Origin of the sequence: Saccharopolyspora gloriosae (assembly GCF_022828475.1) — a bacterium.
Classification (GTDB): Bacteria; Actinomycetota; Actinomycetes; order Mycobacteriales; family Pseudonocardiaceae; genus Saccharopolyspora_C; species Saccharopolyspora_C gloriosae_A.
The window spans coordinates 3,251,321-3,265,546 of the sequence record NZ_CP059557.1 but is presented as its reverse complement, the minus strand read 5'-3'; the positions used below and the strand labels follow the sequence as shown (position 1 = coordinate 3,265,546).

The window sequence follows — 14,226 nt, the reverse complement described above, 5'->3', positions numbered from 1 at the left end:
CAACGGTTTCAGCGGTCTTGTCGGCGAGCCGATGAGCGGTGTCGGCTGGAGCAGCACGTCCGGCGGCTTCTCAGCGCTCCTCGTGCGAGGACGGCGACTTCACCGCACAGGCGCATCCATCCCGCGACGAGAAGGCCACGGAGGTTCCGCGATCTGCCCTACCCGGGCCGTCCCGGATTCGCCTTCCCCCGAACCTTGCACCGCGAACCGGGTTCCGCCTACCGTTGCGGTAAGCGCTTTCCAGAGAGGCGGTACCGCATGGCGGAGCGAAGGCTGGGCGTCATCATGAACGGCGTCACCGGCAGGATGGGCCACCGGCAGCACTTGATCCGGTCGGTGCTGGCCATCCGGGAGCAGGGCGGCGTAGAACTCTCCGACGGCAGTCGGGTGCGACTCGACCCGATCTTGGTCGGCCGCAACGCCGAGAAGCTCAAGGAGCTCGCCGAGCGGCACGAGCTGGATCGTTGGACCACCGACCTGGACACCGCGCTGTCCGAGCCCGGGGACGAACTGTACTTCGACGCGCAGCTGACCAGCGTGCGGGAACCCGCGATCACCAGCGCGATCGCCGCCGGCAAGCACGTGTACACGGAGAAGCCGATCGCCGACGACGTCGAGGGCGCGCTGCGGCTGGCGCGAGCGGCGAACGAGGCGGGCGTGAAAACCGGCGTCGTGCACGACAAGCTCTACCTGCCGGGGCTGCTGAAGCTGCGACGGCTGGTCGAGAGCGGATTCTTCGGACGCATCCTGTCGGTGCGCGGCGAGTTCGGCTACTGGGTCTTCGAAGGCGATCTGCAAGCGGCGCAACGACCGAGCTGGAACTACCGCCAGGAGGACGGCGGCGGCATCACCACCGACATGTTCCCGCACTGGAACTACGTGCTGGAGAACCTGTTCGGACGGGTCGATGCGGTCACCGCGCGGGTCGTCACGCACATCCCGGAACGTTGGGACGAACGCGGTCGCCACTACACCGCCACCGCCGACGACGCCGCCTACGGCATCTTCGAGCTCGACGGCGGGATCGTCGCGCAGCTCAACTCCTCGTGGGCGACCCGCGTGCACCGCGACGAGCTGGTGGAGTTCCACGTGGACGGCACGCACGGCAGCGCGGTCGCCGGGCTGCACCACTGCCGCGCGCAGCACCGCGCCGCGACTCCGAAACCGGTGTGGAACCCGGACCTGGTGGAGACCACCCCGTTCCGGAGCAGTGGTCGCCCGTGCCGGACAACCGGGAATTCGACAACGGCTTCAAGGCGCAGTGGGAGCAGTTCGTGCGGTTCCTGCACGACGACGGCGCCCACCCCTACGACTTCCTCGCCGGAGTGCGCGGGTTGCGACTCGCCGAAGCCGGACTCACGTCGTCACGCGAGGGACGCCGCGTCGAACTGGGCGAGGTGTCGGCATGACGTCCCTACTGCTCCCCCGTTCCGACGGCGGCTTCGTCGAACACGAGCTCGCGGCACCCGGGAACTGGCCGGAACCCGATAGTCCACTCAGGACTCGCGTGGCGTATGCGGCGGCGCACGTGGTGCCCCGGACGCTCGGCGAGAACGTGCCGGGAGCTCCGGCGGACATCGACTGGGATTCGACCCTCGCGTATCGGCGGCGCATCTGGTCCTACGGGCTCGGCGTCGCAGAGGCGATGGACACCGCGCAGCGCGGCATGGGCGTCGGCTGGGCGCAGGCCGCCGAACTCATCCGCCGCTCGGCGGCCGAGGCGCGAGCGGCGGGTGGCGTGATCGCCGCCGGAGCGGGAACCGATCAACTCGACCTGGCCGGGCTACCGGCTGGGCGTTCGGGCCTGGACGCGGTGCTGGCGGCCTACCGCGAACAGCTGGAGGTCGTGGCCGGAAGCGGTGCCACGGTCATCGTGATGGCTTCGCGCGCGCTGGCCGCGGTCGCGCGTTCGGCGGAGGACTACGCCGAGGTGTACGGCGCGCTGCTCGACGAGGCCGACGCGCCGGTGATCCTGCACTGGCTGGGACCGATGTTCGACCCGTCGCTCACCGGCTACTGGGGCAGCGAGGACGTGGCGGTGGCGACGGAGACCTTCTTGGAGATCATCCGGGCGCGGCCGGACAAGGTCAACGGCGTGAAGGTCTCACTGCTCGACGCCGAGCACGAGATCGCGCTCCGGCAGGCCCTGCCGGACGGTGTGCGGCTCTACACCGGCGACGACTTCAACTACCCCGAGCTGATCGTGGGCGAGGGCGCGGACCACTCGGACGCGCTGCTGGGCATCTTCGCCGCCATCTACCCCGCCGCGTCCGCCGCGATCCAAGCCCTCGACCGGGACGACCCGGACTCCGCACGATCCATTTTGGACACCACGGAACCGTTGGGGCGACACATCTTCGAGGCGCCCACGTTCCACTACAAGACCGGTATCGCGTTCCTGTCCTGGCTCAACGGCCACCAGCCCGGCTTCTCCCTGGCCGGTGGCCTGCACGCGGGCCGTTCGGTCCCCCACCTCGCGGAAGTCCTCCGGCTGGCCGACCACGCCGGCCTGCTGCTCGATCCCGATCTCGCCGCCGGCCGGATGCGGCAGTTCCTCGCGGTGAACGGAGTGCGGGCATGACCGACGACCTGGCGAGGCTGTCGCTCAACACGGCGACGACGAAGAAGTGGACGTTGAGCGAAGCCGTCGACGGCGCGGTGCGAGCCGGACTGCCCGCCGTCGGGCTGTGGCGGGACCGGGTCGCGGAGGCCGGGCTGAAGACCGCTGCCCAGACCGTCCGCGACGCGGGCTTGCGGGTCTCCAGCCTGTGCCGGGGCGGCTTCCTCACCGCCGCCGATCCGGCGGGAGTTCGCGCGGCGCTGGAGGACAATCGGTCGGCGATCGTCGAAGCCGCGACCTTGGGCACCGATGCGTTGATCATGGTGGTGGGCGGTCTCCCCGACGGCGACCGGGACCTGACCGGAGCCCGCGCCCGCGTCGCCGACCGACTCGCCGAACTCGCCCCGTTCGCCCGCGAGCACGGCGTGCGGCTGGTGCTCGAACCCCTGCACCCGATGTACGTGGCCGACCGCGCGGTGATCTCCACCTTGGACCAGGCTCTCGACCTGGCTCGACCGCACCCAGCGGATGCGGTGGCCGTGGTGGTCGACGCCTTCCACGTCTTCTGGGACCCGAACCTGCCGCACAGCATCGCGCGCGCCGGTCGCGAACACCGCATCGCCTCCTACCAGGTGTGCGACTTCAACCTCCCCATCGCGACCGACGCACTCCTGTCGCGCGGCATGATGGGCGACGGCGTCATCGATTTCACCCCGATCACCCGCGCGGTCGCCGACACCGGCTACACCGGCGACATCGAAGTGGAGATCTTCAACGCCGACATCTGGGCCACACCCGGTGGCGAAGTCCTCACGACAATGACCGACCGCTACCGCGAACTCGTCCTGCCCCACCTGACGCCGGAGTGATCCGCACGGCCCCCGGCCCGCACCACCACGGCTGACCTCGAGCAAGCAACCGGACCCCGGCGATCTGGTCCGACCGGCTACCTCCCCACCGCCGACAGCGGGATCTCACCCGAGCCGCGGGCGTTGAGTCGGAGGGGGAGGGTCAGGGTCTCGCCGGTTCCCGTGGTGCCGTCGAGTTGTTTGAAAAGCTCTTCGGTGACGGTGCGAGCGATGAGGTCGGGGGCCTGGTCGACGACGGTGACCGCCGGGTACAGCGACTCCGCCATCGGGAAGTCGCCGAAGCTGATGAACGCGATGTCCGGGCGTCCGCGGGCGTGCAGCGCGGGCACCACGCCGAGCGAGCAGCGCGCGTTCGACGACAGCACCGCCGTCGGCGGCTCCAGCGAGCGGAGCAGATCGTCGAGCGCGCTACGTGCTTCCGTGGCGCTGGAAAGGCCGGTCTTGACGAGGTTTTCGTCCACTCCGACGCGGGAGGACTCCATCGCGCTGCGGTAGCCGCGGATCCGTTCGCCGGTGGTGTAGACGTCGGGCCGGTCGCCGATCAGCGCGATCCGGGTGTGCCCGGAGTGCAGCAGGTGCCTGGTGGCGGCCTCCGCCGCGCCGAAATCGTCCCGAGGACGGTGGTGCCGAGCTCGGTCGCGGGGCGGGCCGGTCGGTCCGCGAACACCACCGGCGTGCTGCCCGCGACGGCCCGCAGGTAGCTCTGGTCCCGGCTCACCGGAACCATGATCAGGCCGGAGACCTGGCGTTGCAGCAGGCTTTCCACCAGCCCGTGCTCGCGTTCCGGGTCGCCGCCGACGCTGGAGACGAGCACCGCGTGGCCGCGCTCCAGCGCGCTCTGCTCGATGACGCTGGCCATCTCGGCGAAGAACGGGTCCGACAGCGATTCCAGGACCACACCGATCGCCTCGTCGCGGCCCACCCGCAGCGAGCGGGCGTGGAAGTTCGGGCGGTAGTTCAGCTCCTTGATGGTGCTCTGCACCTGGTCCCGAGTGCTCTCGGAGACACCGGCCGCCCCGTTGATCACTCGCGAGACGGTCTTCGGGCTCACTCCGGCCGCGGTGGCCACGTCGTAGAGCGTGACGTTGCCTCCAGGCACGCCGGGTTCCTTTCGCTCGGGCCGCACAAGTCCAGCTCGGCGAGCTGTTCGGCGATCGGCCGGGTCGCGTCCACTCTAACGTGGGGTGTGGTCGGCGGTTCCGTGCGCGCGGCCGGTTCGGCCGGCTTGTTCGCGTCTCGGGCGGCGGCGCGGTGGCGCATCCGGGACACGATCAGCTCCGGTGGGCAGTCCACCCACACCAGCAGCGGATCCGCGCCCACCGCGCGGACCCGTTCGGCGGTCGCCTCCCACCGCCGCGGGTCGGCGCGTTCGGCGGTGAACGGTGCGACCAGCACCGCCGAGGTTCCGGCTCGCAGCGTGTCCAACGCCGTACCCAGCAGGGATTCGTACCGGGCACCTCGGGCGTGTTCCCGCATCCACGGATGGTCCGGGGCGGCCCCCGCGCCGCTGACCTCGCCCAGCAGGGTGGTCAGCGGCCCGGTGACGACGTCGAGGTCGAGCAGCGCGGCGCCCAGCCGCTCGGCCAACGCCCCGGCCAGCGTGGTCTTGCCGCTGGCCGGAGCACCGGAGACGAACACGGCGAGCGGACTCATTTCCGCGCCCTGGCCGGCAGGATCGCCTCGACCTCTTCCAGCGTGCGGTTGCGGGTCTCCGGCAGGTACTTCTTCAGGTAGCAGAAGCCGATCAGGCCGAACACCGCGTAGAGCCAGAACAGCCCGCTGGGCGTGAACGCCTCGAAGGCGCTCAGCACGGTCAGCGAGATGATCAGGTTCAGGCCCCAGTGGGTGAACATGCCGAAGCTGCCCGCCTTGCCGCGCAGCGCGGTCGGGAAGATCTCGCTGTTGATCAGCCACATGGCCAGGCCGATGCTCGCCGAGAACATCGCCTCGTAGGTGATCAGCAACGCGACCAGCGCGATTCCCCAACCGCCGCTGAGATCGGTCACCGCGTAGAGCAGTCCGATCCCCACCAGCGACACGACGACCCCGCCGAGCCCCACCAGCAGCAGCGGCCTGCGGCCGATCCGGTCCACCAACAGCAGGCCGACGAGGGTGAACACGACGTTGGCCACCCCGATGCCCACCGACGACAGGATCGCCGCGGACGCCCCGAAACCGGCCTTCGTCAACAGCGTCGGCGCGTAGTAGGTGATCGCGTTGACGCCGACGAGCTGGTTCACCGCGGCCACGCCGATGCCGAGGTAGATCGCCGGGCGCATCGCGGGCTTGAGCACGTCCCGGTAGGTCACGTCGTTCTCGGCGGTGACCGCCGAGGACAACGTCCGCAGCTCCGAGTCGACGCGGTCGGCGCCGACGATGCGCCGCAGCACCTCGCGCGCCTCGTCCAGCCGCCCGCGCGAGACCAGCCAGCGCGGACTCTCCGGCAGCCGGAACAGGCCGAAGAACATCAGCAGCGACGGGATTCCGGCCAGTCCCAGCATCCAGCGCCACGCTCCCGCTTCCGCGAGCACGAATCCGGACAGGTAGGACAGCAGGATCCCGGAGCTGATCATGATCTGGTTGATCGACACCAGGCTGCCGCGCTTTTCCGGCGGCGCGATCTCGGCGATGTAGGCGGGTACCGACAGCGAGGCGGTGCCGATGGCGAAACCGAGCAGCAGGCGCGAACCGAGCAGCGTCGCCAGATCCGGCGCCAACGCCGAGACGATCGCGCCGGCGGTGAACACCACGCTGGTGATCGACAGGGTGCGTCTGCGACCCAGCGCGTCGGCGATGACGCCGCCGAGCCCGACGCCGACGATCGCCCCGACCAGCAGCGAGGCGACCACGACCTGCTGCCACAGCTCGGAGAGCTGGAACTCCGGAGCGATGTAGAGCAGAGCGGCCGAGATGACACCGGTGTCATAGCCGAACAGCAGGCCGCCGAGCGCCGCGACGATCGCGGCTCCGGTCACGGCCTTCCCGGCAGCCCGGGAGGGTGGTGCGGGATCGAGTGACGTGGTTGCCACGGTCGAACCTCATTTCTCCGGCGACACTGCCGGGAAAGAGCGAAATCAGGGTTCAGGAGTCCTGAAAAAGATGATCTTTTGATCTGTGTCTTGTCAGCGGCGAAGCCGCTGAGCAGCGACCAGCTTGAGCAGACCGACCACCGGCGGGTTCTCAGCGGCTTCCTCGCGAGGACAGCGATTTCGCCGCGTATCGGCATACGCCAGAAATCGATCCCGCAGCGAGGAAGCCGCTGAGGTTCCGCTACCGGACACCTACGCAAGCCATCCGGGAACGGTCAGGCAGCGGTGAGGGCGGTCCAGGGGGTTGCTCGGCCGTCGATGGCCGTCACGCACTGGTCGAGCCTGCGACGGGCGGTGTCGGCGAGGTACGGACGGCGGTCGGGCTGGTCGAGGGCGACCGCGTCCTTCCAGAACGCGCGTCCGGCGATGAATCCGGAGGCACCGCCCTCGTCGCAGGAGACCCGCAGCACGTCCTGGAATTCGTCGAAACCGACTCCAGCCGAGAGCACGACCCACGGAACGCTCACGACTTCGGCGAGCCGCCGGCACGCCTCGGCCGAACCCGGATACTCCAGCTTCAGCAGGTCGGGCTTGAGTTCGTCGAGCGCGCGGGCGGACTCGATGATCGCGTCGGCGCGGGCCTGCGGGGACAGCTCGTCCTCGCCGGGCAGCCGGTAGATCAGGTTCTCGATCACCGAGGGCACGCCGTCGGCCCGGCAGTCCGCGACGACCTCGGCGGCGGCGTCCACGGCCTCCGCCGAGACGTCCCGCCCGCCGAGACCGCGGTCCCGGTCGGCTCGGAGCTGCACGAAGAACTTCACGGCGTGCCCGCCCATGTCGCGCACCCATTGAGCGTTCTGCGCCGGTTCCCGGCGGGTGAGCGGCTCGTCGCCGAACTTGCCGCGGTCGGACGGCTCGGCGGCCACCGCGAGTCCGGCGCCCGGCGCGAGGTTGCCGTCCGTCACGGCGGCCGGAACGCCGAAGTCGGGGTCGACGAGCAGGCCGCTGGCGCTGGGCGAGAGCCCGCCCACCACGTCGCCCTTGAACGAGCGCAGCAGATCGTCGTCGATGGGTTGGTTCGCGGCGGTGAACATGCGCCGCAACGTGTTGCGCTGGTCGAGCGCGACGATGGCGAACGTGCCGTCGGACTGGGCGATGTCGGCGAGGGCCGCGGTCATGGTTCTGCTCCGATGGTTTCGAGGGTGTTGTCGGTGAAAAGACGGGCGATGTCCACTGCGGACACCGCGGAGTCGCCGTCCTCGTGCGCTGCGGCTCGGGCGGCGAAGATGGCGGCGCCATAGGCGCTGGGCTGGTCGATGCGGGAGTAGCGCACGTCGGGAAGGCTGCGCTGCTTCGCGGCGCGGAAGCTGCCCATCCGGGTCCAGCCGCCGGCCGCGGTGACGTGCTCGTGCGGTCCGGCTTCGGCGGCCATCAGGTCGATCACCGCGTCGGTCTCCGCCATGGCGTGCGACAGCGCCGCCGACCACACCCGCAGCGGGCTGGTGTCCTCGCCGAGCCGGACGTCGACGTGCTCGCTGCGCGCGTGCGCTCCGCTGACCAGGACGGAGCCACCGTCGGGAGGAGCGGTGAGCCACTGCGCGTCGAGTTCGGCCCGGCCCGGTTGTTCCTTGCGCCCCAGCAGCGCCAGAACCTGGTCGAGCAGCAGGCCGCCGCGGGTGCCGCCGAGCAGGATCCAGCGGTCCGGCAGCACGTGCATGCCTTGCGCGATGCCTTCGTCGGTGAGCCGTTCGCGCTGGTCATCGCGCAGCGGCGTGGATGCGACGCGCAGCAGGGCCTCGGATGTGCCGCAGGAGTCGAAGAGGTGCTCGCCGTGCCAGACACCGCCGGCGACCGAGGCGACCGGGTGATCGTGCCCGGCGACGCCGAGCACCGCGCCGCGCACCGACTCCGGCACCCCGGGGTGCTCGACCTTCCCGATCGGCGTCCCGGCCGGGGTGAGCGGCGGCAGCACCGAAGCGGCGAGCCCGAGGTGGTCCAGCGCCGGGATCCACGGCTGCTGAGTGGCCTGGTCGAGCAGTCCGGTCCGGGACGCCAGCGACGGCTCGGTGATCGCCGCCGCTCCCAGCGCGTGCGCGACGTACTCGGGAACGTTGAGCCAGCGCCCCGCTTCGCGCGGTGGCAGGCCCTGCTCGACGAGCCAGTTCAGCTTCGCGAACGAGCACAGCGGGCTCAGCGGAAGTCCCGTGTGCGCGCTGAACTCGCGCGTCAGGTCTCCGGGGAGGGCGGTGAGTTCGGCTCCGCCGCGCTGGTCGAACCACGCGATGATCGGGTGCAGCGGTGTGCCCTGCCGATCCAGCAGGACTCCGGACTCGGCCATCCCCGTCACCGCGACCGCCGCGACGCGGAGGCCGCGGGCGGATCGCTCGGCCACCTGCACCGCACTGGACACTGTGGACAGAACCCTGGCCAGGAGCACGTCGGCGGGCAATTCGCTGTGCCCCCGGGAAGCGCGGCGCCAGTCCGTCGGCGTTCGCCGGAGGCTCAACGTCCCGCCGCGTCGATCGGCTACCAGCACCTTGATCTCCGTGCTGCCCACGTCGACGCCGACGACCGCTTCGGTCGGTGCGAAGTCCACCTCGGCACGCTCCTTCGGGCCACAACGCCGGCCTCCTTGCCGGCTGGGATCGATGGAACCTGCGCGATGTCATCGATGTCAATTCTTTCTCGATTCACCATGGACATCGATGTCATTCGCACCTCGCCGCACTCGGGATACCGGGATGTACGCCGCAACGGCACGATCGTTTTCTTGACGCGCCAGTAGGTAACGGGCAACATCATCGAAACGTGATCATTCAGGCACCAGGAGTGATCACCCGGTGTCCGCAGTGCACACCGCGATGCCGATCCACTTCGAGAAAGGCGTGGTTCATGACTGCAACGTCGCCCTCATCTCCCACCACCGGCCGGCTCCGCGGGCGCCGGAGTCTGATCGCCCTGACGGCGCTGCTCGGCATGCTGGCCGGTGGCTCGCCGATCGCCCACGCCGCCGACGACTCCTACCAGCGCGGACCCGACCCGACCGACGAGAGCATCGAAGCCCCCCTCGGTTCGTTCGACGTCGAGCAGGAAGTCGTGTCCCGCATCAGCGCCGACGGGTTCGGCGGTGGCACGATCTACTACCCCACCGACACCTCCGAAGGCACCTTCGGCGCCGTGGCCGTCTCCCCCGGCTACACCGGGGACCAGTCCACGATGTCCTGGTACGGCCCCAGGTTGGCGTCGCAAGGCTTCGTGGTGTTCACGATCGACACCCTCAGCCCCTACGACCGTCCCGATTCGCGGGCCGACCAGCTGCTCGCCGCGCTCGACCACCTGAGCACCGAGCCCGCCGTGCGCGACCGCATCGACCCGGATCGGCTCGGCGTGATGGGCCATTCGATGGGCGGTGGCGGCTCGCTGCAGGCGACCGTCAACGACCCGGACTTGAAGGCCTCGATTCCGCTGACGCCCTGGAACACCGTGCAGGACTGGTCGGCGGTGCGGACGCCGACGCTCATCATCGGCGCCGAGAACGACACCGTCGCTCCGGTCGACACCCACTCGGAACCGTTCTACGAGAGCCTGCCCGACTCACCGGACAAGGCGTACCTGGAGCTGGCCGGGGCCGGGCACCTCGCCCCGAACGCCGACAACACGACCATCGCGAAGTCCAGCATCGCCTGGCTGAAGCGCTTCGTCGACGAGGACACCCGCTACGACCGGTTCCTGTGCCCGCCGCCGAGCGGTTCGGAGATCGCGGAGTACCGGGACACCTGCCCGATCGACTGATCCGGTCGCGCATCGATCGCCGTCGCGCCCGCGCGGTGCGGCGGCGATCGCGCGTTGCGGCCCCTGCCTCGGAATCGCGGAAACCCGGCTCGGCCGAGACCCATCCATCATGGACGCATGCTCGCCCGTCCCGACCCGTTTCTTGCGGCGTGACACGAGACCGTTGATCCGTCGGCCGAAGCGCTGCCCGTTCTCGACCGGGCGTTGCGGGCGCCGGGCCGCGAGCGCCGGTACGTTGGCCACGGTTCGCACGACCACGCCGATCCGAGGAGGACCACATGTCCGCACCGCCGCTCCCCGACGACACGATCGCCCTGCTGCGCAAACCGAACCCGTCGACCATCACGACGTTGCGCTCGGACGGACAGCCGGTCTCGGCGGCCACCTGGTACCTGTGGGAGAACGACAAGGTGCTGGTCAACATGGACGAGGGCCGCAAGCGGCTGGACCACATCCGCCGTGACCCGAGGGTCACGCTGACCGTGCTCGACAACGAGGACTGGTACACCCACGTCACCCTGCTCGGCCGCGTCACCGAACTGCGCGAGGACACCGGCCTGACCGACATCGACCGGCTGGCCGAGCACTACCTCGGGACCCAGTACCACAACCGGGACCGGAAGCGCCTGACCGCGCTGATCGAGATCGACCGCTGGCACGGCTGGGGCAGCCACAAGGACAGCAACCAGGCCGGCTGACCCGGCTCCGCACCAGAACCGGCCGGCTCCGCCCGGCCGCTCGGCACGACCGCGGGCCACCTCGGCCGCGGCTCGAATCCACCAGAGTTTAATCGTTACACATTCGGGCGGCCACTCCTCCCCGCCCGTCGAACCGAGCCGCCATCCGCGGCCTCCGCGACCGCCCCGCCGCTCCGGTTCAGGCGAATGCCCTCTTTGCCCAGCAGGACCAGGCAAAGGGGCATTCGTCGCTAGAGGCTCGCGGGCGACGAGCCACGGCGGATGCGGACGTTCGCGGTTGGAGCAGGCGTCGCTGGACCACACGGGTCTTGCCTCGTGCTCATGACTCGCCCTATCGTGCGTGCCACTGCTTGAAACGTTTCACAACTCGGTGGTGTCCGCCGCCGAACCTGCGACGTCAGAGCCGATGGACAGGAGGACCAATGGGGGTCCGATTCGGTAGCACGAGCACGACCGGGTGGCGCGCGACGATCGCCGTGGCCATGTCGAACTACATCGAGGCAGGCTCGATCATCGCGATCGCCACCAGTCTCAGCCTCTGGCAGGAACGCTTCGGCCTGGACGACCTCGCCGTCGGGTTACTCGCCGCGCTGAGCGCGAACGCGTTCGGCGCCGCCGCGGGAGCCGCCATCGGCGGGCCGCTGTGCGACCGCTACGGCCGCAAGTTCATCTACACCTACGACCTGCTGCTGTACATGCTGGGAGTGCTGCTGGCGGTGTTCGCCACGTCCTTCGGGATGCTGCTGACCGCCTTCGTGCTCACCGGCATCGCCGTCGGAGCGGGCGTGACCGCCTCCTGGACCTACATCGCCGAGGAAGCCCCGCACGACAAGCGGGCCGCGCACGTCGGCGCCGCGCAGCTCGCCTGGTCGATCGGGCCGACGCTCGGATACCTGCTGGCCGTCGTGGTCGCCCCGCTCGGCCTGCTCGGCAGCCGCTTGATCTTCCTGCACCTGTTCGTCGTGGCGGCCGTGACGTGGTGGGTGCGGCGTGGGCTCGCGGAATCCTCGCTGTGGCGCAGCCGCAACGACGCCGGGCAGGTCACCTTCCGCAGCAGCGTGCGCGGACTGTTCAGCAAGAAGACGAACCTGCTGGCGATGCTGTTCCTGTTCGGCGTGTACGCGCTGTGGAACGCGGTCGCGGGGCAGGCGGGGATCTTCCAGCCCCGGGTGTACGACGCGGTCGGCATCACCTCGGTGACCGAGCAGTACCTGCTGCAGGTCCTCGTGTGGGGCTGCACGAGCGTGGCGACCTACTTCGGATTCATGCTGCTCGCCGACCGGGTGAGCCGCCGGTGGTTGTACTTCACCGGCGCCGCGCTCGGTGTGCTCGCCTGGGCCGCGTTGATCTACGCGCCCGCGAACACCGTCACCCTGCTCGTGTTCGCCGTCGGCTGGGGCGTGTCCTCGGGCATCGGCGCGCAGGCGTTCTACGGGTTGTGGGCCAGTGAACTGTTCGCGACGCGGTACCGGGCCAGCGCGCAGGGCGTGCTGTTCCTGGCGGCGCGAGTGCTGGTCGGGTTGCTCAGCGTCGGATTCCCCGCGCTGCTGACGCAGATCGGACTGCGCGGACTCGGCGTGCTCATCCTCGGGTTCCTGGTCGCGTCGCTGCTCATCGGCACCGTGTGGGCACCGCGAACGCAGGGCAAGAGCCTGCAGCAGATCGAACGGGAGCGCTACGGCGCCACGCCGGGGAGCACCGATGGCGCGGTGGTGGCGTCGTGACCCGCGTGTGCTTCCAGCTCCAGGTCGACCCCGACCGGCTCGACGAGTACCGGCGGCGCCACGCCGCCGTGTGGCCCGACATGCTGCGCGAGCTCGAAGCGTCGGGACGGCGCAACTATTCGCTGTTCCTGCGTCCGGACGGACTGCTCATCGGCTATTACGAGACGGACTCCGTCGCCGGCTCCGATGCCCACCTCGCCGCCTCGCCGGTGGCCGCGCGCTGGGAGCGGCACATGGCGGACCTGTTCGTCGGAGACGGCGGACGCGCCGACCAGACGGCGACCCCGCTCGAGGAGGTCTTCCACCTGGCTGACCAACTCACCGACCTGTCGGAAACCGATTCGTGCGAAGGAGAACGCGCATGAGCACCCCGCCTCGTTTCGAGGAGATCACCGACACCCTCGCTCGCCAGGCCATCGAGCTGCCGAGCTGGGCGTTCGGCAACTCGGGAACCCGGTTCAAGGTGTTCGGCACACCGGGAACGCCGCGCACCCCGCAGGAGAAGATCGCCGACGCGGCGAAGGTGCACGAGCTCACCGGGCTCGCTCCCGTCGTCGCGCTGCACATCCCGTGGGACGCGGTCGACGACTTCGGCTCCCTCAAATCGCACGCCGAGGAACTCGGGGTGCAGCTGGGCACGATCAACTCGAACACGTTCCAGGACGAGGACTACAAGTTCGGCAGCCTCACCCATTCCGACGCGGCGGTGCGGCGCAAGGCCATCGACCAGCACTTCCGGTGCATCGACATCATGCACGCCACCGGATCCACGGACCTCAAGATCTGGCTCGCCGACGGCACCAACTACCCCGGCCAGGATTCGTTGCGCGCCAGGCAGGACCGGCTCGCCGAGTCCTTGGCCGAGATCTACGCGCGACTCGACGAGGATCAGCGCCTCGTGCTGGAGTACAAGTTCTTCGAACCGGCCTTCTACCACACCGACGTGCCCGACTGGGGAACGTCGTTCGTCCAGGTCAACGCGCTCGGGGACCGCGCGTTCACCTGCCTGGACACCGGGCACCACGCGCCCGGCACCAACATCGAGTTCATCGTGATGCAGTTGCTGCGCCTGGGAAAGCTCGGTTCGTTCGACTTCAACTCCCGCTTCTACGCCGACGACGACCTGATCGTCGGAGCGGCCGATCCGTTCCAGCTGTTCCGGGTGCTGCACGAGGTCGTGGCGGGCGGCGGCCTCGACGAAGGCTCGCCGGTGCGCTTCATGCTCGACCAGTGCCACAACGTGGAGGAGAAGATCCCCGCGCAGATCCGGTCGGTGCTCAACGTGCAGGAGATGACGGCGCGGGCACTGCTGGTCGACCGCGCGGCGCTCGCGAAAGCGCAGGACTCCCACGACGTGCTGGGCGCGAACGAGGTGCTGATGGACGCGTTCCAGACCGACGTGCGTCCGGCGCTGGCCGAGTGGCGCGCTTCCCGCGGGCTGCCCGCGGAACCGATGCGCGCCTACGCGGAATCCGGTCACCGGCAGTACCTCGCCGAGCAGCGCGTCGGCGGCGCGCAGGCCGGATGGGGAGCTTGATGTCCGACCGAGCAGGA

13 protein-coding genes and 1 pseudogene are annotated in these 14,226 nt (G+C 69.8%); 8 read left to right on the top strand and 6 right to left on the bottom strand.

The features are described 5' to 3' along the window. The first annotated feature begins 258 nt into the window (after positions 1–258). The 3 genes and pseudogenes from H2Q94_RS13915 to H2Q94_RS13905 all read left to right on the top strand — a co-directional run bounded on the left by H2Q94_RS13915 (position 259) and on the right by H2Q94_RS13905 (position 3,429). Positions 259–1,409 (top strand): annotated as a pseudogene (locus tag H2Q94_RS13915) (Gfo/Idh/MocA family protein). Then, positions 1,406–2,581 carry a dihydrodipicolinate synthase family protein gene (locus tag H2Q94_RS13910; RefSeq protein ID WP_243795218.1) on the top strand — a complete coding sequence of 392 codons (1,176 nt, stop codon included), beginning with the start codon at positions 1,406–1,408 and terminating at the stop codon, positions 2,579–2,581. Before H2Q94_RS13915 ends, H2Q94_RS13910 begins: the two are co-directional and overlap by 4 nt. Then, the gene (locus H2Q94_RS13905; RefSeq protein WP_243795216.1) at positions 2,578–3,429 is read left to right on the top strand and encodes a sugar phosphate isomerase/epimerase family protein; all 852 of its coding nucleotides are present in this window, start codon (positions 2,578–2,580) and stop codon (positions 3,427–3,429) included. Before H2Q94_RS13910 ends, H2Q94_RS13905 begins: the two co-directional genes overlap by 4 nt. Positions 3,430–3,506: 77 nt before the next feature. Here H2Q94_RS13905 and H2Q94_RS30525 read toward each other — a convergent pair whose 3' ends face one another. The 6 genes from H2Q94_RS30525 to H2Q94_RS13880 form a co-directional block, all read right to left on the bottom strand. After that, complete coding sequence (locus H2Q94_RS30525) at positions 3,507–3,980, bottom strand: substrate-binding domain-containing protein (protein WP_258718712.1); 474 nt, start codon at positions 3,978–3,980, stop codon at positions 3,507–3,509. Then, a complete protein-coding gene (locus tag H2Q94_RS30520) occupies positions 3,971–4,528 on the bottom strand; it encodes a LacI family DNA-binding transcriptional regulator (RefSeq protein WP_258718698.1) in 558 nt (185 codons plus the stop codon). The genes H2Q94_RS30525 and H2Q94_RS30520 overlap by 10 nt, the downstream gene beginning before the upstream one ends. Further along, a complete protein-coding gene (locus H2Q94_RS13895) occupies positions 4,477–5,082 on the bottom strand; it encodes a P-loop nucleotide/nucleoside kinase family protein (RefSeq protein WP_243795214.1) in 606 nt (201 codons plus the stop codon). The genes H2Q94_RS30520 and H2Q94_RS13895 overlap by 52 nt, the downstream gene beginning before the upstream one ends. After that, positions 5,079–6,458: a sugar porter family MFS transporter gene (locus H2Q94_RS13890; protein ID WP_243795211.1), complete on the bottom strand. Its 1,380-nt coding sequence runs from the start codon at positions 6,456–6,458 to the stop codon at positions 5,079–5,081. Before H2Q94_RS13890 ends, H2Q94_RS13895 begins: the two co-directional genes overlap by 4 nt. Before the next feature lie 275 nt (positions 6,459–6,733). After that, entirely contained in the window at positions 6,734–7,636 is a 903-nt protein-coding gene (locus tag H2Q94_RS13885; RefSeq protein WP_243795209.1) for a hypothetical protein, read from the bottom strand. Then, positions 7,633–9,054, bottom strand: a complete 1,422-nt coding sequence (locus H2Q94_RS13880; RefSeq protein WP_243795208.1) for an FGGY-family carbohydrate kinase — start codon at positions 9,052–9,054, stop codon at positions 7,633–7,635. Before H2Q94_RS13880 ends, H2Q94_RS13885 begins: the two co-directional genes overlap by 4 nt. 296 nt (positions 9,055–9,350) lie before the next feature. Between H2Q94_RS13880 and H2Q94_RS13875 the strand changes: the two genes are divergently transcribed. The 5 genes from H2Q94_RS13875 (at position 9,351) to rhaI (ending at position 14,209) form a co-directional block, all read left to right on the top strand. Then, a complete protein-coding gene (locus H2Q94_RS13875; protein WP_397545461.1) occupies positions 9,351–10,250 on the top strand; it encodes a poly(ethylene terephthalate) hydrolase family protein in 900 nt (299 codons plus the stop codon). A 278-nt stretch (positions 10,251–10,528) separates the two neighbouring features. After that, complete coding sequence (locus H2Q94_RS13870) at positions 10,529–10,948, top strand: PPOX class F420-dependent oxidoreductase (protein WP_243795207.1); 420 nt, start codon at positions 10,529–10,531, stop codon at positions 10,946–10,948. A 422-nt stretch (positions 10,949–11,370) separates the two neighbouring features. Beyond that, positions 11,371–12,672, top strand: a complete 1,302-nt coding sequence (locus H2Q94_RS13865; protein ID WP_243795206.1) for an MFS transporter — start codon at positions 11,371–11,373, stop codon at positions 12,670–12,672. After that, the gene (locus H2Q94_RS13860; RefSeq protein ID WP_243795205.1) at positions 12,669–13,037 is read left to right on the top strand and encodes an L-rhamnose mutarotase; all 369 of its coding nucleotides are present in this window, start codon (positions 12,669–12,671) and stop codon (positions 13,035–13,037) included. Before H2Q94_RS13865 ends, H2Q94_RS13860 begins: the two co-directional genes overlap by 4 nt. Next, entirely contained in the window at positions 13,034–14,209 is a 1,176-nt protein-coding gene (rhaI, locus tag H2Q94_RS13855; RefSeq protein WP_243795204.1) for an L-rhamnose isomerase, read from the top strand. The genes H2Q94_RS13860 and rhaI overlap by 4 nt, the downstream gene beginning before the upstream one ends. Positions 14,210–14,226 lie beyond the last annotated feature (17 nt).

What these genes read in the sequence shown, in the direction of transcription:
- H2Q94_RS13885 (WP_243795209.1), bottom strand. Translation starts at nt 7,636, where the DNA reads ATGACCGCGGCCCTCGCCGACATCGCCCAGTCCGACGGCACGTTCGCC.
- H2Q94_RS13910 (WP_243795218.1), top strand. Translation starts at nt 1,406, where the DNA reads ATGACGTCCCTACTGCTCCCCCGTTCCGACGGCGGCTTCGTCGAACAC.
- H2Q94_RS13895 (WP_243795214.1), bottom strand. Translation starts at nt 5,082, where the DNA reads ATGAGTCCGCTCGCCGTGTTCGTCTCCGGTGCTCCGGCCAGCGGCAAG.
- H2Q94_RS13905 (WP_243795216.1), top strand. Translation starts at nt 2,578, where the DNA reads ATGACCGACGACCTGGCGAGGCTGTCGCTCAACACGGCGACGACGAAG.
- H2Q94_RS13870 (WP_243795207.1), top strand. Translation starts at nt 10,529, where the DNA reads ATGTCCGCACCGCCGCTCCCCGACGACACGATCGCCCTGCTGCGCAAA.
- H2Q94_RS13875 (WP_397545461.1), top strand. Translation starts at nt 9,351, where the DNA reads ATGACTGCAACGTCGCCCTCATCTCCCACCACCGGCCGGCTCCGCGGG.
- H2Q94_RS13865 (WP_243795206.1), top strand. Translation starts at nt 11,371, where the DNA reads ATGGGGGTCCGATTCGGTAGCACGAGCACGACCGGGTGGCGCGCGACG.
- rhaI (WP_243795204.1), top strand. Translation starts at nt 13,034, where the DNA reads ATGAGCACCCCGCCTCGTTTCGAGGAGATCACCGACACCCTCGCTCGC.